At 34.5% G+C, this 21,615-nt stretch carries 20 protein-coding genes and 1 pseudogene; all 21 read right to left on the reverse strand.

Annotation, left to right across the window (positions count from 1 at the left end; genetic code table 11):
* Positions 1 to 143 precede the first annotated feature (143 nt).
* The 21 genes and pseudogenes from ADICYQ_RS29310 to ADICYQ_RS07285 all read right to left on the reverse strand — a co-directional run bounded on the left by ADICYQ_RS29310 (position 144) and on the right by ADICYQ_RS07285 (position 21,600).
* A complete protein-coding gene (locus tag ADICYQ_RS29310; RefSeq protein ID WP_262485366.1) occupies positions 144 to 590 on the reverse strand; it encodes a nucleotidyl transferase AbiEii/AbiGii toxin family protein in 447 nt (148 codons plus the stop codon).
* A 104-nt stretch (positions 591 to 694) separates the two neighbouring features.
* Positions 695 to 1,000 carry a nucleotidyl transferase AbiEii/AbiGii toxin family protein gene (locus ADICYQ_RS29315; RefSeq protein WP_020890553.1) on the reverse strand — a complete coding sequence of 102 codons (306 nt, stop codon included), beginning with the start codon at positions 998 to 1,000 and terminating at the stop codon, positions 695 to 697.
* Positions 997 to 1,614 carry a type IV toxin-antitoxin system AbiEi family antitoxin domain-containing protein gene (locus tag ADICYQ_RS07200; RefSeq protein WP_235114447.1) on the reverse strand — a complete coding sequence of 206 codons (618 nt, stop codon included), beginning with the start codon at positions 1,612 to 1,614 and terminating at the stop codon, positions 997 to 999. The genes ADICYQ_RS29315 and ADICYQ_RS07200 overlap by 4 nt, the downstream gene beginning before the upstream one ends.
* A gap of 201 nt (positions 1,615 to 1,815) precedes the next feature.
* Complete coding sequence (locus ADICYQ_RS27080) at positions 1,816 to 2,073, reverse strand: hypothetical protein (protein ID WP_146947467.1); 258 nt, start codon at positions 2,071 to 2,073, stop codon at positions 1,816 to 1,818.
* A gap of 426 nt (positions 2,074 to 2,499) precedes the next feature.
* Complete coding sequence (locus ADICYQ_RS07205) at positions 2,500 to 4,200, reverse strand: right-handed parallel beta-helix repeat-containing protein (protein ID WP_020890555.1); 1,701 nt, start codon at positions 4,198 to 4,200, stop codon at positions 2,500 to 2,502.
* Between the two features lie 268 nt (positions 4,201 to 4,468).
* On the reverse strand, positions 4,469 to 4,648 hold the full coding sequence (locus tag ADICYQ_RS07210; protein ID WP_146947463.1) for a hypothetical protein: 180 nt from the start codon (positions 4,646 to 4,648) through the stop codon (positions 4,469 to 4,471).
* Positions 4,649 to 4,692: 44 nt separating this feature from the next.
* A complete protein-coding gene (locus ADICYQ_RS07215; RefSeq protein WP_020890558.1) occupies positions 4,693 to 4,983 on the reverse strand; it encodes a hypothetical protein in 291 nt (96 codons plus the stop codon).
* 452 nt (positions 4,984 to 5,435) lie between these two features.
* Positions 5,436 to 6,871, reverse strand: a pseudogene (locus ADICYQ_RS30155) (serine hydrolase domain-containing protein).
* A gap of 726 nt (positions 6,872 to 7,597) precedes the next feature.
* Positions 7,598 to 9,169, reverse strand: a complete 1,572-nt coding sequence (locus tag ADICYQ_RS25845; RefSeq protein WP_020890562.1) for a hypothetical protein — start codon at positions 9,167 to 9,169, stop codon at positions 7,598 to 7,600.
* Between the two features lie 1,266 nt (positions 9,170 to 10,435).
* Complete coding sequence (locus ADICYQ_RS07235) at positions 10,436 to 10,978, reverse strand: hypothetical protein (RefSeq protein ID WP_020890563.1); 543 nt, start codon at positions 10,976 to 10,978, stop codon at positions 10,436 to 10,438.
* A gap of 49 nt (positions 10,979 to 11,027) precedes the next feature.
* Entirely contained in the window at positions 11,028 to 11,867 is an 840-nt protein-coding gene (locus ADICYQ_RS07240) for an ATP-binding protein (RefSeq protein WP_020890564.1), read from the reverse strand.
* A 361-nt stretch (positions 11,868 to 12,228) separates the two neighbouring features.
* A complete protein-coding gene (locus ADICYQ_RS07245; RefSeq protein ID WP_020890565.1) occupies positions 12,229 to 13,170 on the reverse strand; it encodes a helicase HerA domain-containing protein in 942 nt (313 codons plus the stop codon).
* Positions 13,170 to 14,411, reverse strand: a complete 1,242-nt coding sequence (locus tag ADICYQ_RS25850) for an SIR2 family protein (RefSeq protein WP_020890566.1) — start codon at positions 14,409 to 14,411, stop codon at positions 13,170 to 13,172. The genes ADICYQ_RS07245 and ADICYQ_RS25850 overlap by 1 nt, the downstream gene beginning before the upstream one ends.
* Before the next feature lie 17 nt (positions 14,412 to 14,428).
* Entirely contained in the window at positions 14,429 to 14,620 is a 192-nt protein-coding gene (locus ADICYQ_RS07255; protein ID WP_020890567.1) for a hypothetical protein, read from the reverse strand.
* Between the two features lie 245 nt (positions 14,621 to 14,865).
* On the reverse strand, positions 14,866 to 15,792 hold the full coding sequence (locus ADICYQ_RS07260; protein ID WP_020890568.1) for a phage exclusion protein Lit family protein: 927 nt from the start codon (positions 15,790 to 15,792) through the stop codon (positions 14,866 to 14,868).
* Positions 15,793 to 15,824: 32 nt separating this feature from the next.
* Positions 15,825 to 16,742 (reverse strand): hypothetical protein, encoded by a 918-nt coding sequence (locus ADICYQ_RS07265; RefSeq protein WP_020890569.1) that lies wholly within the window; start codon positions 16,740 to 16,742, stop codon positions 15,825 to 15,827.
* Between the two features lie 344 nt (positions 16,743 to 17,086).
* Complete coding sequence (locus ADICYQ_RS27370; protein WP_020890570.1) at positions 17,087 to 17,236, reverse strand: hypothetical protein; 150 nt, start codon at positions 17,234 to 17,236, stop codon at positions 17,087 to 17,089.
* Positions 17,237 to 17,490: 254 nt separating this feature from the next.
* The gene (locus tag ADICYQ_RS07270; RefSeq protein ID WP_040415006.1) at positions 17,491 to 17,781 is read right to left on the reverse strand and encodes a hypothetical protein; all 291 of its coding nucleotides are present in this window, start codon (positions 17,779 to 17,781) and stop codon (positions 17,491 to 17,493) included.
* Positions 17,733 to 18,011 (reverse strand): hypothetical protein, encoded by a 279-nt coding sequence (locus ADICYQ_RS27375; protein ID WP_020890571.1) that lies wholly within the window; start codon positions 18,009 to 18,011, stop codon positions 17,733 to 17,735. Before ADICYQ_RS27375 ends, ADICYQ_RS07270 begins: the two co-directional genes overlap by 49 nt.
* A 234-nt stretch (positions 18,012 to 18,245) precedes the next feature.
* The gene (locus ADICYQ_RS07275) at positions 18,246 to 18,959 is read right to left on the reverse strand and encodes a PH domain-containing protein (RefSeq protein WP_020890572.1); all 714 of its coding nucleotides are present in this window, start codon (positions 18,957 to 18,959) and stop codon (positions 18,246 to 18,248) included.
* A gap of 688 nt (positions 18,960 to 19,647) precedes the next feature.
* Positions 19,648 to 21,600, reverse strand: a complete 1,953-nt coding sequence (locus ADICYQ_RS07285) for a heparinase II/III domain-containing protein (protein ID WP_020890575.1) — start codon at positions 21,598 to 21,600, stop codon at positions 19,648 to 19,650.
* Positions 21,601 to 21,615: the final 15 nt, after the last annotated feature.

Genomic DNA, 21,615 nt, shown 5'->3' on the forward strand with positions numbered 1-21,615 from the left:
CAACAGAGTGGAAAGCTAAGGGAGTCCCTGATTCTCAAAACCATAATTGAGCCAAGCCTTACTTGGCGTCCTTGAAGCTTAATTGTTCTAGGCTCACGGGTTTATTTTTTACTTGGTGAGTGCAAAATTTTAGCCTTTGGATGTTAAGTATTCTCAATTTTAATATTTTCAACTAAATCTTTGAAATATTCAGGGCTCCAAATATTTAAAACTTCATCATTTTTAATAAACCTTACAACATCATCCTTTATATTACTAAAAGAGACTGATTTGATTTTTGTATCCAATAGCTCGATAATTTGTTCTTTAGAAATACTATCTTCTTGCCAGTCATTTGTATCTTTTGCCCTAGCTAAGAAATGATTTACATCCAAGGGAACTCCTTTTTTTATATACCATTCTAAATCATACCAATCCCTTCCTTTAACTCTATTTTTCCACTTTCTAAATAGCAGGGCGTGCATTTTACCTGCAAATAAACTAGGTTTCGTAAAGCATTTAACATAAAAAGAGAATGGACGGAGTAATAACTTTTCTTCAGTTTGGAAACTTAAAGGTGGCTGCCGATCAATTTCTAATTTAATTTTCAAGGTCCTATTAGAGCGAATTCCAGTTTCTTTGATGATGTCTTGGAGTACAATTTCTTGCCATATTGTATCAGCTTTCAGAAAAGCGGAATCAATAGCAGTTTGCTTTACTTTGTTTTTCCTTTTATGCTAATAGTCAGTCCCAATGATTTAAACTCATCTACGATGGGTTTGAAATAAAACTCAATTGAAAAATTGGAATCGGGTTTAAGCAATGAAAAGTCCAAATCTTCAGAATACCTATCTAAACCATAAAAGATTCGGAGAGATGTTCCTCCATAAAAAGCCACTTTCTCAAAAAAATCAGTTCTTGACAAAGCTGCCAAAGTGATTTCCTGCATTATTTCTCGTAATGCGGATAATATTTCTTCTTCATTTTGAGGCTCATATTCCGCTATCCAATCTTTTATCATAATTTCATGAGCGTTTTAATAAGCATTTTTAAGCTACTTTTTTTAGGCGCATTTTCAATCCATAATTCAATAATTTTTGTATCTAGGGTGCTCAACACTTCACTATCCATTCGTAGGTCTTCCATTAAAAATTCTTGTGTTTGTTTGATGCTTCTAAGGTTAATTTTGGGTGTTAGTACTACTTTGTCACACAAGGCTTTTTCAGGTGAAGCAACTAACATTGTTTGCTTAGGTGAATATTTTATATTTTTTAGACCAAAGGAATAATACGGGGTTTTTAATTGTTGATAACTAAATCGTCCAACTGGAGTTTTATAAAGTTTTGAAGTTTTTATAGTTACCGAGCTTATCTCATAAGCTCTTTCTGGTATCATATTCCAATAAGACATTGCGGACTCTAATGACACATAACTTGGTCCTCTAAGGTGGTTGGCTATTAGAAATGGTTCTGGTAATGGTAAGTCTATTTTAGGTCCAATTACATATAGCCCTCTTTTAATAGAAATAAGCTCTTTGTTTTTAAGTAACTCACTAATTTTATCATTTGGGCGCTGATAATCGCTTAGTAATTCTAAAATTAAATGCCTAGGTATAGGACCTTCATTATATTCCATTATCATCGTCCTGAAATCCATATTGTCATTATCATAAGTGATAATCGGATAATTTCCGATTATCTAGTCAAAATATAACGATATTATGTAAGAAAACCAATACATAATCGGAATAATTCCGATTATGTGTATAAATTATGACAATTTTTATCAGAGTATAGCGATTACATCCTGGTCCAAGTTTAGCGAAGTGAGAGTGAGTCAATTCCCTTCGTGGTGTCTGACTCCTTTATAATCCCAGACCTGGAGAGTCTGAACCATAATAACCGTGAGTGTCAACTCACGGACAGAAGAAAACACCTTACTTACACCTGTAGAGGTAGAACATACCGATACAGGGACTTTGTTCAACCCGCTTCGGGGTTGGGAGTTGATAGGGTCTTCCCTGTCCACGGGTTGCCACCCGTGGTTATTATTGTTGAAGCCCTCCAGGCTTCCCAGTTTAGCAATTAAGATCAATTTTTAGGTATTAAATTGCACTGTCTGGTCCAAGTTTAGCGGAGCGTAACTTGGACCTAAAATGATGAAAGTTTTCAACTTTCATGAATAAACACTGTATTCAATTCAGGTAGCTATTGTCAAATAGTTTGTCTCTGGACTTCGATTCCGATGACTTCGACAAGCTCAGCCACCGGTGTATGATAAACACATTCTGGTCACATTCTGGTCCAAGTTTAGCGGAGCGTAACTTGGACCTAAAATGCTGAAAGTTTTCAACTTTCATAAACAAACCTTGAATTCAATTCAGGTAGCCATTGTCGAATAGTTTATCCTTGGATAGCGTTGGACCTTACTACTTCTGGTTTTATAAGGTGTTTTCATTATTATTATCTACCTGTCCATATTCATATACTTTATCATGAATTCTAGGTGGTGCAGAACTTATTATTTGATTGTTTTTATTTCAGCTCCTCTGGGAATTGCCGGATCATCACTGTGTATTTCTTGCAACCAGGGAAATCGTTCACTCCAAGGGGCTTGATTGATGGGGACTGCATTTAAACGAGGCCATAAGGACAATTCACGGTCGACAAGGTGCTGTTTAAACCAATCATCATACCCTCTTGCATCATACACAATTGATGCTAGTGGGCAATTTTTAATCGTATTGTTACTAATTTGATTATGGCGGCCACCACCAATTAATATCCCGGAAGGACTGTCCTCAATGTGATTATTGACCACACTAATTCCTGAGGCCAAATCATCTAGATAAATGGCCCAGTTGTTATGGTGACTTGCTTGTCCCAGCTCACTGATCGTATTTTCCCGAATCACTGTTCCGCCCATGGTCCAGTCTCTACCGCAATAAATGGCGCCAGCATCCGAAGTATTTAAACAAACCTTTCTGATTACATTTTCTGCAATCAAATGATCATTTCCGGAAAAAAGGATCGCATTATGAGGGGCAAAACTAATATGGTTTCCTTTCACAATATGCCCTACGCCAGTCAATTTAACTGCAGGGGCATACGTTTTAACATGCCTTGAAAAATAACTGATGGAACAGTTTTCCACGAAATGGGATGCCTTTGTTAAGGTATTTTTATCACCACCTGAAAGCAAAACACCGGCGTCTCCTAAATATTTAAGCGTACTATTTCTTACCCCACAGTTATATCCCTCAGTTATCGCTACAGCAGACCGGCCTAATCCATACATCTCAGACTGATCAATGGTTACCCATTTAGAATTGGTAATATTGACAGCCAGATTATTATGATACTTAAAATCTATATTTTCAATTTTTATTTGATTGCAATCTTGGATCTCCAAAAGGGTAAAATCTTGGTAGGCAATTTGAATGGACTCGACTTCTTCATCTGAAAAAGAATGAATAAAACGAATGGTTCCTGTCTTGGGGTTGTAATAATATTCATTTTCAGTATCCACATACTCCGGTTGATTGATAGCGTAAAAAAGTCCCCCTGAGGGCGCTCCCATTCCATAATTGTGTGGCGCTGCAAGTTCGATCTCCCCGGATAGAGGGTTTATGGAGTCCACTCGAATAATTTCATCCGCCCACTTATAAGTCCAGTACCCATTTAGAAACAAGGGCAATTCTTTGTCATAATGCTGTATAAGTTGAGCGGATAAAAATTTCGCAGGCAAATGCTTGGTTTCCTTATCTTTTGGCTTTTTACCGGCCCTAATGATTGAATCTGCTTGTATAAACCCTTCATTAGGGTAACGAGATATGGACAATGGAACCCCGGCAATATAGATTTCCGGCCACCCAGCATAGCCCTTAAATGAATCCGGCCAAGTGGGCATTATTAATTTTGGGTCAGTATACTCATACAACCCGCTTGCTTTATCCAGGCAGGTTAAGTCTTCGATTGGCAGGTCCATGCTGGAGGTGATGGTTACCCCATTCGGCGATTCGGATTTGATCACAAGGTTATTTACACCCGAGAGACGTAGGGGTTGGTCTATGACGTACTTTCCATCGGGAATCACCAACACCGAATCCTTATTTTTTATGGACAAATCAATCATGCTTTGCAAACTTTGTTGCTGTTTGCATGAAAAAAGGGAGCATCCCAGAATGATAATTAGCGTTAGTTGAAAGAATTGAGTTCTCATTATTGGGATCATTTTATAAAGGGTTTTACCATTTTTTACTTGATTGTGATAGGAAAGGCTACACCTGCAACCAATTTTTTAATACTCCAAGCGCTAAAAAACAAATGAGGGAAAACCATTCCCCCTAGTAAACCAAGCTCCCAACACCTTGAACCGGTCCCTGAGCACGGCCCCTGAGCCTGCCGAAGGGTGTCGAAGGGGCGAAGGGTCGAAGGGATCGAAGGGCCAGCCGTTAGAATGCTTAGTTATTGTAGGCCGTAAATGTGTATTAGCTTTCAACTTTCAAGTCCTTTTTCATTTCCGAAATAATTCTTTCCTCTATTTGTTTAAATGGCTCATTACTTTTTAATTTGTTACCTGCGACAATCCATTCCTTGAGAAGTTCATCATTCTTAGTATTTAAGTCTTTATAAAAGGCATCAAATACATTCTGAAATTCTTTCCTCATTTTATTCAAATCATTAAGCATTTCATCAGATAAAAAAGGTTGATTTACGAGGTAATAGTCAAGTATTGATTTATGCTTTCCATTATTTCTGCTCCTTCTTCTTTTGTTCCGACATATTGAAACCTGCTTATAGTCCTTTTTATATTATATGTTTTACTTAATAATTCTCTATAGATGTCAATTTTTTCTTTGAAAATTCCACTGTAGGATATTTTATATTGTTCTAGAGATTTATCGACACTCTTCTTAATCCATAAATAAAAAAGAATATTGCAAATTACTGTTATTACAGCTGGTAAAACTAAATCAATTGCTTTTACAGGGTCAAATTCCATATAATATTGTGATTATTGCGTAATAGAGTACAGCCTGATAGCCTATTTTATTAATACATATAAAGATAATAAAATAATAAGAAGTTGAGGATCAAGGCCCTCTTAATCAAACCATATCCTTTTAAATACAGGACAGGCCCTGAGGAAAACGGGGTAAACAATAAACTTTTCCCGAAATCGGGACCAAATCTTCCCCATCTACAGATACACTTCTCGAAGCTACTATTGGTTGACATGGGGGTAATTTAGCTTGCACATTTGAGACTACCGAGCTTTGGCGAAACCCTGACGGATTTAACTGTCGGGAGCTCTTCTAAATGAATAGCAAATTATTTAGGGAAGATTTACATCTACTGGATTGCAACAGCTTCGTGACATACCAACGTCCCGTATATGCTGGCGTTTCATACCGCCGGGTACTATGCACCATAGAAGTTATCGGGTATAGTTAATTATTTTACTTTTTTAAACCACAAATTTTTAACTCGCCCAGATGAAATTCTAAATCCTGTTATTTGCTGTTTATCATTCCTCTCAAACATAAAACTTTTTCCATCAAAAAGAAATAGATCATTTTTAGCTACCGAAATCACAAAATCACTGGCACGAGCATGCGTAACCGTCAATTTACCGTCCTTTAAAACAGCTTCGTAAGTTGTATTTAACTCAGGACTAAAATACGCTCCTACAAATTCTTTAAGATCCGAAACCTCATAATTTGGTGGAGTAAACTCCTGCGATTCAATTGGATCATCAGCATTAGTTGCTGCATCTGATTCTTTTTCAAAAGCATCCTCTAAATAAAGATCAGCAACCTGAAGTGCTAAATTCCCGGGGTTAGATTGAGCCAAGTTGCTAAAGACCATAACGGAAAAGTTTTGATCAGGAAACCTACCTAAATAACTTCGATAGCCGGCATCAGCACCACCATGCTGAATTTGGTTTAAACCTTTGTATTTGTTTATAAATTGACCATAAGCACCGCCAAATGTTTCACCATTATTAAGCACTGCCAGCGTATTCATCTTGTCGATAATGGCTTTATCACCTACAGTAAATGATGAGAAATTCATAGCCCATAGGGCCAAATCTTCGACAGTTGTAAATAAACTAGTTGCGCCAACATTGGCGAAATTTAGAACACTTTTTTTGTATTTATTATCAGGTACAGCGTGATAAGAATAGGCGCGGTTCTTTACAATTTTTTCATGATCATCATAAAAAAGTGTATTCAACATACTCAAGGGTTTAAAAATTTTTCTTCCGTAAATGCTGCAAATGTTTTACCAGATATTCTTGCTACAACTTCAGCCAATAAAGTAAAACCTGTATTGCAATACATATAGGATTCACCAGGGTTAAAATTCAACTCTTTTTGCTGAGAAACTAATTTTAAAATGTGTTCTTTCGTGATAACGTCATCCTGTCTCCATCCCGCCATAGCTAGTAAGCCCCACTGATCTCTCATTCCACTAGTATGTGAAGCCAAATGTCTTAAAGTAATTGTTTTCCCGAAATCAGGAACCTCGGGAATGTATTTGCGGATATCATCATCAAAAGATAACTTCCCTTCTTTTTCTAATAACAGGATTGAGAATACAGTAAATTGTTTTGAAACAGATGCAATATGGAATATTGTAGAAGGTGAATTTGGAATACCATATTCTAAATTAGCGCTTCCATAACCCTTTTTAAAGACAATTTTCTGATCTTTAACAACAGCCACAGTGGCTCCGGGTTTATTTATATCATTGAAATCTTCAAAAATGCTATCCATTTTTAGTTCCAATGCATTAGAAAAACTGGCTTGTGCAAATAGGTTAAGTGAGAATAGTAATGAAGAAATTATTAGAATTGAAAAAAAACTAAAAGCTTTAATATAATTCATAATTATAATTGTTTTAGAAAATCACTTGGTAGCGTAAAGCCTGATAACCTTCTCTATCCATACTTATAAAGATAATAAGAAGAAGGAAAATATAAGTGCCTCCTTCATCAAACCCTATCCTGAAAAATACAGGAGAGGCTCCCGAAAATACGGGCCAGGTTATGCCCTCTCTATGAGGCCAGCCTTACAGAAAATAAATAGGTTAACCCTGTAATTCATATTGTCACCAATATCACATTTACCTCCCTATTCTAGTTCTTAGTTTTTTGTCGGAGGTTCCTGAGCACGGTTCCAGAGCTTTACGAAAGGATCTTGGACATTTCTTAGGGTTCAACTCCTTTATTCGTACCTGCTATCCTCAAGGATTAGATTCTCCTAAACGCTAAGTACCATCTCGATCGATAGGGACAGCACCTTTAGGTGGTTTAGAGCCATCTCCTATAAAACGACCCTGATGGACCTAACATCATCTTATTTAAAGCATTCAGCGTTTTATTGCCGTGGTTGATTCTTGGCACAATATGGTACGTAGGGAATAAGAAAGCACTTTCCTGTCAAACAGATAAGTACCCGAAGCTCAGGTTTGACACATAATATTTGACACCCAGTCAGAGCTGCGCTTCGGCGGGCTTGAAGAAAGTGCAAATGTTTCAAACACAGCAAAATCGCCCTATGTACTATACAAAATATTATACGTTCGGCTTTTAATCTCTTTAAAAGATTGGTTTAATTCCATCCTAATAATTTGATAGCATTCTGAAATTTTTCATCATAATCAGCAATTTTTTTCAAATCTTCAAAATCTTGCAAATTCAAATCTTTCCAAGTTATTTCATCATTTACCTGTTTACCATCATACTTTCTATAAATTTCTATGGCTTTTTCGTGCTCACCACTTACCAATAGATAATGAGCTAAGTTTCCTGATGCAATAAGATTATTTTCTTTTTCATGATTTGGAAGCAAATTCGCAATATGTTTACATAATTGTAAATCGTTTTTTTCAAGTGGATACCATATCGCAGCACTAAAAGTCATTAAATGACCTATGCTGAATTCGTGAAGATTAAATATTTGAATGGATTGAATACGGTTAATGTAAAAATTACGTAAATCACTTCTTAACAAACAAATAGCATGCATCATTGAACCTTTAGTAGAATAATAGTTTTTCCACATTCTGTCACCAATGTGTTCAAAAGAATCACCACTGTAAGTTACATACTTCAAATTTCTGAATGTAATATCTGCCTTTGCGTCCCTGTATTCAATTCGAACAGGGTTACAATCATAGATTGCTTCCTTAACTAAATCATATAGTTTTTTATCATCATGTTCCAGATTGTTATGATAAAGAGGATATTTAAATAGAGATTCTAATCCTTCAATATTCATTACTGTTTCAAATGGTATGAATGTATTCTTTTCAATAATTAAGTCAAAGCCTTGAATTCCTTCTGTGAATTTTTGTATTTCAATCTCAGGGTTTTGCAGAATGTATTGTTTTTCATATAAAAATTGTGTAATTCGAACATATTTATTTTGTTTACAATCTTCGATTTTTCGTTTTAATTCGGAAAAGTCTAGTTCTGGTAAAATATCTTCTCCTGGTGGGACTCCATTAAATTCGGAACTTTTTAAATCAATGAAATTATTTTCATCAGGCGTTTCTATATCAAGATAATCCTCGCGCCGTTTGTTTTGTGCAAATTCAACGGCTTGATTATAAGTCCAACGATCTGATTCTTCTAATTTAAAATCTTCAAGCAGTGAAAAAAATAACTCTTCTCCAGTTAATTTCTTTAAAATGTTAGCAATATACTTTATGCAATATTCAGTGCTTTCTATTACTTGCTCTTCACTAAAACGAATGACAACCCAACCTTGTCGAATAAAATAGAGATTTCTTAAATAATCTGAAGAATCTATGAAGTGAATCGGTTTTCTTGAAAGTATATCATAGGGTTCGTCAATTTCAATGTCAATGCAGAGATTATATTTTCCCAAAAATAATGCGATATCAGGACGATAACCGTACTCTCTATTTTTTATACTAAGAATAATGTTTTGAAGAATTTCTAATTCTGGACATAGTTCATGTAATTGTTGTAACCCTTTAATCAGTTTGGGTTCGCTAATGCCTTTTGTTTCTGTTATACTTGAATTATGCCATTTCAAAATATTGGTTCCTTTCTTAGGGTAAAAGGTCGTTGGGAACTTTAAATGTTCTTTTTGGTGAAATATATGTAGGTCAAATAGAAAATGTCCAATGTATTCATACTTATTTTCCTCGTCCACTTGATTTTGAACCGTTCTTTGCCCAAAAATTAAAGATTCATGTTCAATTAGTGAACCATCTGGTAATTTTTGAATTGAATTTGAATCTTTTGAATGTTGAATTTTTTTTGCTTTCTCTTTATATTGCTCAAATTCTCCAATTAAAGATTTCTTTTCATTTATAGCCAGATAAATATTATCCCTTAACTTAGAAATTAAGTTGTCTTTCTCAATAGCGTTTTTTGATTCAGTTTGATATGAACTAATTAGCTCTTTTAATGAACTTAATTCTTGGTTGTGATTCTGAATTATATTTTTATTCTCTTCAATGGTTTTTCTTAGTTGTTCTATCGTTTCTTTCTTCGTATTATTTACTTGTTGTGATTCTTTTATCCTTTCTTGGATAGATAAAATTTCTTTTTCTTTATTTTGGATTTGTTTTATTAAATTTTGATTTTCAACCTGAAGTTTTTCGAATGACTTATGGATTTGTTTGTAAATATTTTCTAGAACTTCTTTACTGATTAAAGTTTTTTCGATTTCATTCTTTAATTCATTCGATTTATTTGATAAAGATTTAATTTTAATGCCTTGAATATTAAACTTTTTAGTTGAAACTTGGAGTTCTTTAGAGAGTTTTTTGATTTTCTATTTTGATTTTTAAATTTTGATGTAAAATTTTCCGTACATCGATTTTAAACAGGAACCTTAGTATGCTTAATAGTATGTATTTCATATATTATTTTCTAAAGAGTCAATGTTTTGTTCCAAATTTTTAATGCTACGCAAATTGCGTGTATGAATCAAGCTGACGTATAACAGTTGGTGTAAGTTGTGGAGCGAATTTCGGTGAGCGTCGGGTAGGACGTGACGTTCATGCGAGAAACCGCGGCTCGTAAACCACCAACCCCGCTCTGAAATTTACACTTTGTTATGCCGTGTAATTTTTACTTTTTCGAGTAAAATATATAATCCTATTTTATATTTATCCATTAATATTTACCATGCCTCATTGTGGTTTAATATCGGATAATCAATATCAAATTTCTTCAAGCAGTTTATAATTCCTGATTTATCTGTATGTATTGGAAAACCTTGTCTTATTCTATTAATAGTTTTAAAAGTATCAACTATTTCTTTCCCTTCATCATCGATTTTATTTAAAAATTCTTCAAGTAAAACAAACGATTTTACATCCTTTTCATTATTACATGTAATTTTTCGAAGTAGTTTGGGATTTAAATCGTTTACAAAATTGCCAAGTGTCGAAATTGCATAAGTAAATTGTTATCGATTCTCAATTGTTCTAAATAGATTTAGAATATTGCGTTCTTGTCCTAATTTAAGTAGGTTTTCACTATGCTTACTATAAACAATTGCATTAATATTGTCTCTAACTTCAATAATCGAATCTGCGATTATATTTGTTCGAATTCTTGTCCCAATATCTATCTGATTATCAGAGAAAATAATTTCATATCCTTCTATTTTTTCAATTTTATTAATATCAAATGGATAAGGATTTATTTTGTCTTCTGTGCTAATCACTTTTTCTTCAAAATCTTTTAAAGTACCGTCTTTAACTCTTTGAGATACCCATTCAATCGCAAATGGGAAGGTCAATTTAATTAGTTTTTCTTCATCTAAATTTTCCAACTTTCCCCATTCAATAAGAGCAAATCTAGTCAGCGTAACTTTAAACCAAGATTCTAATGTATTGTATTTTAAAAATCCTTTGTTTTCTTTAAAATATCTAATTTTAAAATTAACAGCGACACCATTAATTGCAGTGTTTTCATATGTTCCAGAAAGAAAAGTTACTTTTTCCATTGTCGTTTATTTAATATGCAGCATTACGTTTACTGTATGGTGTCATGTTTTATTCTTCTTGCTGAACATCAGGTTCATCGTTAGTAGGTTTGTATTTTGCACCTTTTTCCCATGCCTCAGCAATTTTTTCATAGTTCGGAAAGTTTTCTGGTAAATCCATTGTCCAATTTTCTATGAATTTTGGATTATTACTATTAGGTCTTGGATTAGCATTGTTCATTCTCGCTTGAACAGGAGTTCTAACTGCGTCACCCATAATTACAACGTGCTGCTGTGGTAAAATTGGCAATTGTTGCAAAATATCTTCATTGGCTGCAGAAACTAATTGTCGGACATATTTTTGGTCTTCTGGGTTTTGTAGCCTATGAATAATGAAAGAATTACATTGTGATAATACTGTCTTTGATAATTCAGACGGTCGTTGACTAGAAACAAGTAATGAAATACCATATTTTCTTCCTTCTCTCGCAATTCGTTCAAATACCTTTTTAGCTATTGACTCTCTATCACCTCTATTCTTCTCTGGAATGTAATTTTGTGCTTCTTCTAAGGCTATTACCATAGGGAGCTTACCTCTGTCACTTTCGGGAAAACGAGATACAAAGTCTAAAATCAGTCTTCCTATTAATCCTGTGATTGTTTCTAAAACTTCATAAGGCAATAAAGACATGTCAATAATTGTAACTTGACTTGGCTTGTTTTCACCGAGTTTTTCAATTTCCTCCTTACCTAACTGATTCTTATAAAAATCAGTAAATAAGTCAGTCTCTTCAGTTTTATAAACTTTGCAAAAATCTCCTAGAATGAAAGCAATAAATTTTGCCAAAGAATTTAGAATTTCCTCTGGCTGGTTTAAGAGCAGGGGCTGTGAAATCCTTTCGTCACCCAAATATGATTGTAATCTTAGTCTAAGAGTTGAAACAAATTCTCTTAATCTATTTCCTGAATTTTCCTGTTCATTGATTGCTTCGTCAAAAAATCGCGTAATTAAGTCTTGGAAATTGAACCAAATTGGTAGGTCAATATTTTTTTCAATTGCTATTTGCTCAACGTTTTGTGAACTAGAGTATTCTATATGTTTACTTTCTAATTCTTCTAAACCATCTTTCTCATCTCCGATATTGTTATTTGCTCCGAGTTTTAGTAGAGCATTTTGGATATCAATTAAAAGCTGATTTCCATTTGGGGTAATTGAATTTGCTAAGCCAATAATTTCATTATCTGCCTTATATTTCCAATTACCATAGTCATTAAACTTTTCTTTTTCTTAAGGTCATCTGGTGAAGCATCAAACAATCCAAGTATTCCTCTTTCTGTAAACTTGTCGAGAATTGGTTTTTCACCAACTTCTTTTGGTTTTTTGCTAAAGCCAAAGCCCTTTTAAAAACTGGGGCTTGTGTTCCTGATGTTGGTTCAAATAAATAATCACAATCAGCGAAGTTCATAAACCAAAAAGGAACTTTCATTCCGGCTTTATCAACATTGAAAGGATTTACGAGTTCAATATTCTTATACGGGGCTTCTTTCTTTCCTTGAAATGCCTGTTTGTATTCTCCATTGGTATCAAATATTATGACATGGGCATTTTGTAACTTCTTCCCGTTGTAATCAAAATCGAACATGCTTTGAATAATAGATGCAAACGTGCAGGATTTTCCAGAACCTGTGTTTCCCAATATTGCTGCATGTTTACCGAAAAATTTATCTGGATTTATCTTGATTTTATAATCTGAAAAGGAAGGAGATGTCCCAATAGGTAAATAGTAATCTTCTTCAAAATTTATTTCCTCTGAATCTTCCTTTTTCTTTTGGTCAAAAATATTATCCAAGTCTTGACTTGTTACGTACCAAACTGGATTGTCGAGGATAGGGTAATTGTATACTCCTTGTATATATTCCCCACTATTCTCAATAGTTCCAATCATGGTTGCTACCAAATACCTTGCGGATTTAGTTAAAAATATGGCATCTTTATTTTTCCCTATTTCTGTCTCATCAATTGCTCGGACACTTGTAACCATAGCTACAATTTTATCTGACCCAATTGGAATAATAACGTAAGAGTTAATTCTGGCAACTTCAAAAATATCTTCATATCCACTCTTGTACAGACTTTTCAAATCATCATCAAGTCTTATATATGCTCTAAAGCTGTCAACAGAAATTACTTTACCAATACTTCTTTCACTCATTATTTTGCGTCTTTAGTGTGTTCAGTATTAGAAGTTTTAGTTCCTAGAAGCTCGTTCAGAGTATTTGCTACATTTTCGTTATTGTCAATATTGTTAAAATTAGGCATCAGAGTGTCTGAAAAAGTAAGGAAGTCACCAAAAAATTCTCCTTCAAGTATTATTATTCGAGGGTCGTTCAGTTCTTTCAGATTTTTAATGTACTCGTTTCTTGTACCTTGAAAGTCGATTACAATAAGAGTGAAAGTAGGGTTTGATAATGCTTGATATATAATATCGTTAAAATGGTCATCACCAAATGAATACCCAACTGTAACAAGCACCGATTGAGATTGAGTTATGGTTGAAGCAAATTGTCTAAATAGTTCAGAGTATGGAAGGTCAAGTGTGTACGATTTTTTTACAGCTGATGGATAGATAATAATTTCTCCCTTTTTCTTTAGAGAATCTATTAATTCTAGTGATTTCTCTTCAATACCATATAAGTTGTTTGCATCCCTCGATTCAGAATTGACCCAAGATAATGAACCATGTAATTTGTAATACCTCACTACTTTTTCGATTCTTTGAACTTTACCTGAAGTGGTAGAACCTGGATAAAATATATCGTATTCAAATGTTTCTGGTTTAAAGAACCTTTTATGAAAACCTGAAAAGCCATCTATATAATGAACACCTAATTTATCAAAAGCGTATTCAAAAGCTAAGTCATAATTAGCCGTAAAAATATTTGCTCTCCTCAAATTCAAAGGCCTTTGAAGAAGAGCCTTTAAGAATTTTTCATGAAATATATATTTACTTCTTGATTCAAGTAATTCACCTTGTGCAATTTCTTTTGGGAATTGGCTCGCTTTTTTTCTGGCGATTATTGATTGAGAAACGGGTCTGTTTTCTAAATCACATACAGTGAATAGCCCTTCCTTAATCGCAGTAATTAATTCAGCATACTTATCAGTTCTTACTTTGCTTTTATCCTCATTAGAGATAAAATCTATAGCGATTAGGAAGTTCAAAACCTTTTCGTATTCTATTGCTATTTCTTTTGATTCCTTATCTCGGACAATATCATCTGCAATTTCGAAAACCCAACCTCTTTCATCTTTAAAAGTTTGAGTTCCATCAATTAGATTCTCTTTTCCATATTTCAAGGTTTCTCCTTGGAGTTGCTTGATTACTGAAAGAAAGACTTCATATGTGTCGTCAATTAATTCATAATTGTCCTCTATGTAGGATTCTACCTCCAAAGGGAAATTTCTAATAGCTACTGCTCCCAAATGAATTGAAGTACCTGAACCAAAAGAAAACTAACATTATCTAATTCAAGATAATTTTTCAGCATTAATTTAATTTTATCAATGATTTTTCCTTGGTCTAAATCTTCAGCTATCCAATTAGCTAATTTATCTGTACTTCCAAAGAGAACTTTATTTCTTGCTGGGTCAAAATGTGTCATTCAGTTTCATTTTATTAATTGGTTAACTTTTTTCGCATTAGGCACAACGTTGGCATATGAAATCGTAAGGGTTTTGAAAGAATATCCTGTCCGTTTTGTACATAGCCAAATTTGCGATTAGACACAAATTTAAATTTTTAAACTTAACCGTCAAATTGCAAATTTGGCGGGCTCGATTAAACGCACAAACGTTCCGTAAACCACTGTCGCCCTTATGTTTTATAATGCATTGTTAGCAAATGTTATTATGCTTGTTTAATCAGTTCATAATAAAAATCTTTATAATTATTGTAGTGAGTACCATGAGTGAAATTAAAAGAAAACTGTTCATCCCATAGTTTGACAAACAAAACCAATAATGGCCAAATTGAATGTTCAGCATCTGGAGAAAGAATATTGATTACATTATCTATTCTCTTATCAATATCAGGGTGTTCTTTACCTCCATCCAGACTGTTTCGAGAGAAAAGCATTGAAGCTAATCCAATTATCAATGCCAATTCTGTTACTTTTCGATTTCGACAATTTTCAAGCATTAAGTTCACAGCTCTTGTATCAGCCTCTAATTCAAGTTGTTTTAGTTGTTGTTCATCAAGAATATTGTTTTTCTTGCGGTTTATATGTTCTAATTCTGCATGAGCTATTTCATGGCAAAGAATAAAGTTGATTACTTCAACATATAAGTCATTATTGCGCAAAATGTACCATCCCTCCTCAGTTTCTTCATCAAAGAATTCTGGATTTGGTAAATTTTCCTTATCCCAATCGGAATATACGACAACTAAGGATTTTGCATAACTAAATAATTCTTTTGCAATATCTACTAATTCAGGATTATTTTCTTTATGCGTTGGAATACCTCTTTTTATTTGGTCGGGTATTGCTATCTCTTCTTCATAAATCACAAACATAGAGAAACTGATAGCCCAAATGTAAGAAAGGTATGTTTCATGAATATTTATTATTCCATTTTCGTCAATAAAGGGAGTTTGTCGGTCTACTAATGGTAGTTCTGCAATATGATATGTAATATTTTTTGCTAATCTAAAATCTGAATGTAACTGTTTTATTAAAGCTTCATTTCTCTCAACAAGCCTATGTGTTAGATTATGTTTCAAAACTCTTACTGGCTGTGTGCCATTATGCGTATCCTTCTTTACACTTACTTTCATCCTATCTTTAAATATTTAGCGAATTACAGTATTTAATATTGAAGAATTAATGGATATTTATTGAAGAATTCTACTAAGAAATTCATTCTCGGTTGACTATAATTAATAAATGGAAAATCAGAAAACTTAAAATATCTATCTGCAAGAGAGTCATTATAATGCTGCATCCAATATGCCAACATAGTCTTTTCTCCAGATGACAAAGAATCAATCATCTGTTTTTCATTTTGCTCATAAACAAATACATGATTTTCATTCCAATACATATCATAATTAAGCAAAGGAGAATCAAATACATAATACCAAACTCCTTTCAATAACTTTGTTTTGTCAAAACAGTTATAATTTTCCGTTAATTCACTTAGTAACTGGCTCAGAATATTTTTTAAAATATAAATAGTTTCTACGAGATATTCATTTTTTATATCCAATTGTGTTCCTAACTTATTCGCTTCAGATTTTGTTATTCTAATATATTTCTTGTCTATTTTAAGGTTATTATGCACCACAAGATTTCGGCGTTCTTTTCTTTCAATTAAATCTTTGTTATTGTATTCAATTTTATCAGCTTCAATCTTTAAAAATTTCAATGTTTTTGATAAAATCTCCGTAAGGCTTTCATAGGAAATTTTACTTATAAAATCATCGACAAGTAATTCTATAAGTTCAGAAGCAAAAATTGAGTCTGCCATAAACTTGCTTTCCTTTCCTGATATTTGTCCATCATTCAGTTCTTTAGGAAACGCCATCAAATAGCGTTTTAGACATTCAGAAATCGATGACTCAAATAATGATATAACATAAACAAATGTACCCTTTTTCAAAAACTCCTGTTCTGGAATAAAGTCAAGTTGAGAACTTAGAACATTCAATTCTTCAATTGAGTTGCGTATGGGTTCAACTAAATCCTCAAATAATAAAAGTGTTGGTTTTGGATTTCTGATTCTCATCCTTAATATTTGCTAACAATTGTATAAAGCTATATTTAACAGGAATTTACGTATATATCTATTATAAACCCCCTTAACTAACTAAAAACTTCTAAATAAAAAATTCCTTTAAAGCCATTAAGTCGTTATTTTTATAAAAATCATGTATAATATACCGGCTTTTTTATAAAAGTTTGTTGAATGTTTATATAATTTAGTAAACGGATAATATTGGTAGTTTCCACCGGACTACGATTCCTACGGTTTCGACAAGCTCAGCCTCCGGTAAGGGAGGGCCAAAAAAAATAAGCGTGAAGGATATCCACGCTTATTTTTCTAATTGTAGTCCTTTAGGCTTTTGGGGTTTATTGCTGCCTGATGTTAAAATCCATTTTACCGGCTTTTACCTCTCCTTTACTGCTTAAGTTGATTATGTAGATATTTTCTCCCCACTTTTCCTTAACGCCTTCATCTCCCCTCTGGTCCAAGTTTAACGAAGTGTAACTTGGACCCATAATGCGGAAAGTTTTTAACTTTCTTAAATAAACCCTGAGTTCAATTCAGGTAGAAATAGTCGGGCGGTTTCTGACGTTTTTCGATTCCTACGGCTTCGACAAGCTCAGCCTCCAGGAGGGGATTCCTACGGCTTCGACAGGCTAAGCCTCCGGGGTGGTACTGGTCCTTGAGCGGAGTCGAAGGGTTCCAGTCGTAAGAAAGCTTAGTTATTACCACACGTCTATATTGTATTTACAAATCAAAATTTCTTCATTTATTCATATGTACCTGTGTAGCTTCCTGTTATAATTTCTCCATCTGGTCGTGTAAATTCAAAATCCAGATCTATTTCATCTACCGATATAGATTTAATATTTATAAAACTAGAAACAGCTATGTTACTAACTCTTGGGTCATTATGTCTTAGAATTGTATTTCCTGCAAGAATTGAAAAATTATCAAAATCTGCATTTTCACGTATCGAGTAATCGGGAACAGGTGTTATAGTTCCTTCTATTACCTTACTTGCTTCAAATGCAAAATAAAATAATTCACACCTCCCCATTTTGGAGTCGTTCTAGATGGGTCTACATTTGACAAAACTATAGCAATTTTAGATGGTTCATTATCTATAATATTAAAGTCTTTTATAAAAGCTTTATCTACAGAAAAAAATGAGCCCTTATAGTTAAATCCATTTACAGTTTGAATTATAGGTTCAGTGTCTTCATCTTCAGAACAAGAGCTAAACAATATTGCTATTGAAAGACCTATAATTAACTTTAATTTATTCATTTGTTTTATTTATTCGATTTTTCAGAATTGTTTTTTATGATTTCATTCAATAACTATACTATTTATATATTTTATGTGTGGTAACGGTCTGGCTATACTGTCGTGGGTATTTAGAACATTCTGCCCTTTTCTCACGCACTTAGCCACACCAATTTAAATATACAATTCGTGGCGGAATATCCAATCCCCGCAGTACTTTCTGATCCGACACAACCCCATGCAGTATAGGTGATGTTAGTAGCTTTTTTCTTTCAATAATTCTTCCATCGCCATTATTAGCAGTTCATCATAATCCTTCTGTCGTTCAAGCCTTGACTTCAGCTCATCCATGGTTAAGTTCGAGAACTTGACCTTCAAGATATTCACCTGCTCGGCTTGCAGTTGTTGAGCTCGTTCGATTTCTGGTTGATTATCCTTGTAGATGGTGGTAATTGATGGCCAAAAAGAATACTTGGTTTCAAATGGTTCAATCGGGAATTGATCCTTTGTTAGAATTAATGAGCTAATCTGAAATTCCTTATTATCAGTTGTAGTAATCTGGAGGTATGAATAGTTAGACCAACTAGTAGACAAACGCTTTTTATTCTGTTGGTAGAGTGTTAGATATTCAATGACTGTCAAGTCGTCAAAACCGAATTTATAGCAGTTGCCTGCACTGACTTGAAAGGTGATAACTCTATTAGTAGTATCAATAAATACTTTTAATCCTTGTGATTTTGTCCAATGTATTAAGTGAAATATTAGAGTTGGTACGATCTCAAATGCAATGAAGGCAGCAACTGCTATGGGAGGTCCATAAGTGTATGAAAATTCCCAGCTTTTATCCTTGATGTAATGAGCAAAAGGAATTACTAAAAGCATTCCAGCTGGCAGAAAATAAAAGTGTTGTCTCAGATATTTGAGAGATTTTAAAATGTTTTCTTTCGATATTTGATATGTTTTCTCCAAGTGAGGAATTGTTACTAACAATTGTATATAACCATATTTAAGCAGAAAGCAACCTATATATCTACTATTTAATCCCCTAATCTAACTAAAAACTAATTATTAAAAAACCCTTCACAGCCTTTAAAATGGGTTTTTAGTGAAAAATTAACCGAAATACCAGTTTTGTCATAAGCGTTTATATAATTTAGTAAACGGATAATATCTGTTGCTTTCAACCGGACTTCGATTCTCCCTTCTGGTTCAAGTTTAACGTAGTGTAACTTGGACCTACAAAGCTGAAAGTTTTCGAATTCATTCAATAGCACCGTCAAATTGATTAACGAAATCTGCTCAATAGGAATGGGCTTTAGCCCATTTATAAAAGCCATAACAATTCACCCGGCTTTAGCCAAAATTTGGAGGAGAGATGGGTGCTGGAAAAATAAGCCATCAACCTAGGTTTAGAGCCTAATTAATCTTTTTATTCTTGAAAGGTGAAGATTGGGCTAAAGCCCCGAAATATAATATTACATTCTAATCCCCCAGCTGAAGCTGGGGGCTATTGATAATCAGAAATCAATTCGATTTAAAATTGGATACTCGACTCCGCTGGCTTCGACAAGCTCAGCCTCCAGTAAGCCTAAAAAAAATAAGCGTGAATGGGATTCACGCTTATTTTCATTTTATTGGCCCTTTAGGCTATTGAAGTTTATTGCTTGCTAATGGTAAAATCCATCTTTCCGGCTTTTACATCGCCATTGCTTGTAAGGTTGATTCGGTAGATGTTTCCACCCCATTTATCCTTAATACCCTCATCTTCTGGTTGATCAAAAGGAATTTCTTCCACCTTAACTTCCATTCCACTAGGGTTATATTGAATTTCGAATGGTGCAAGCTTACCATCTTTACCTTTATACGCAATAGAGATTAAACCAGGTTTCACCACTGTGACCGGATAAATGGTCATCAGGTGTTGGACAATATCTCCTGAAGCCGATAATTGGTATTTATCGCTTACGGTTACCCTTTTACCACGATCCAACTTTAGCTCTCTCTTCCAGGAATCAAGTCCTGATGATTCTGGATAAGCCATACTGATATCCAATGTCATGGCCGTACTGCTCTTTTTTGCTTCATGAGAAACATGGGTGGCTTTGAATTCCACACCCGCTTTTTGTGTCACGCCATTGATAGTAGGCAGGTTGTGGTAATCTGAACGGTTGAACCAAATGGAATACCGCTCCCCACTGAAAGTCCTTCGGGTATAGGTCCCACTTCCCACATCGATAAGCAAAGGATTCCCATCATAATAAACCACATAATTACCGATATCATTATGGTTATGGCTTTCATCATTGTGTCCACCCTTAGCAGCAAGGAAAAAGCCATCTGTGCTTCCTTCCGTGTCGCGCGCTACCATTACCTGAATGTCAGAGAGCCATACGTCTTTAGGTAAAGGAAGGCCCTTCTCCGCATTGTCAAATTCTTCCTGCATAAACACTTCAAAGAAATGTCTGAAGTAATGAAACCTGGGCAAGGCTTTTTCATTTTGCTCCATATAATAAGCTCCAAACTTCATCATGTCCGGATCCTGAATGGCTTTACCATACCTATAGATCATGGCTGCGGCCATCTTAGGTTTGGGGCTTGCATCTGCAAAATTCAGAAAGTAGTCTTCACTAATTTGGGCCCTATAGATAAAGCGCCCCATATTCTTCACTTTTTCATCTTCATAAGCAAACTGATAAGCACCATTTGATGCCTCATTCAACAAAGAAAGGTTGTCAAATAAGGAAGCAGCTGCAGCTCCCCAATAACCAGGGCCTTCATCACAGCCTCCATCTTCCGGATAAGGCGTTAAAAATTCGTCCAGTACTTGTGTAGCCTTGTAAACATGGGCCACCCTTTTTTCTTCATCATCCTCCAATAATAATGCGGAATTGATCCAGTTAGAGCAAATCCAGGGATTCCAGTTATTTGGGCGTCTTCCATTGGCATTGGCTGCCATCCAACCGTGATGCTTGTTCATCAGAGGTTCGAAAATGCGGTACTCGGTTTCATGCCGGATTCTTTTTCTTATTTGGGGTGAAATTTCATCAAATTTTTCTCCGAAAAAGTAATCTGCCCAAGCCAGGTAAGTGGCCGTTTCTGCGGCAAATAAATCTACAAAAGGTTTGGATACATCCATCAGCCCGGAGTATTCATCTGATTTTGGCAAGTGGGCAGGTACGCCCCAAAAGGATTCTTCGCATATTGACCAAACACCATTGACAATGGGATCGATAAACCGCCCTTTGTTTTCATAGAGTTCCGCCAAAATCATGGCGCCTAAAATCCTCCTTTTTTCAAAGGTCATGTCTTGGTATTCGGTCCTGTTTCCATTTCTGTGAATCAACAGCGACTTTGTAGCAGGGATATAAGGCCAGGAATAATCGAGATTCTCATTGGCATAATCGAGAAAAAACTCCATTTGCTCTTTGTCAGCCTTGCTCCATGCTTCTCTATCGTCCAAAGCTGGAAAAGGATGCCAATCTTTCAGTGGAATAAGTACCTCAGCTAGCTGTTGTTCGCTGTATTTGCCACTAACCAAGTGCTGGGCAAAAACATTGGCTGACAATAAAATCCCTGAAATGAGCAGGAATAAACTTTTGTATTTCATCATTTTTATTTGGGTTTA

Origin of the sequence: Cyclobacterium qasimii M12-11B, from assembly GCF_000427295.1 — a bacterium.
GTDB classification, from domain to species: Bacteria; Bacteroidota; Bacteroidia; order Cytophagales; family Cyclobacteriaceae; genus Cyclobacterium; species Cyclobacterium qasimii.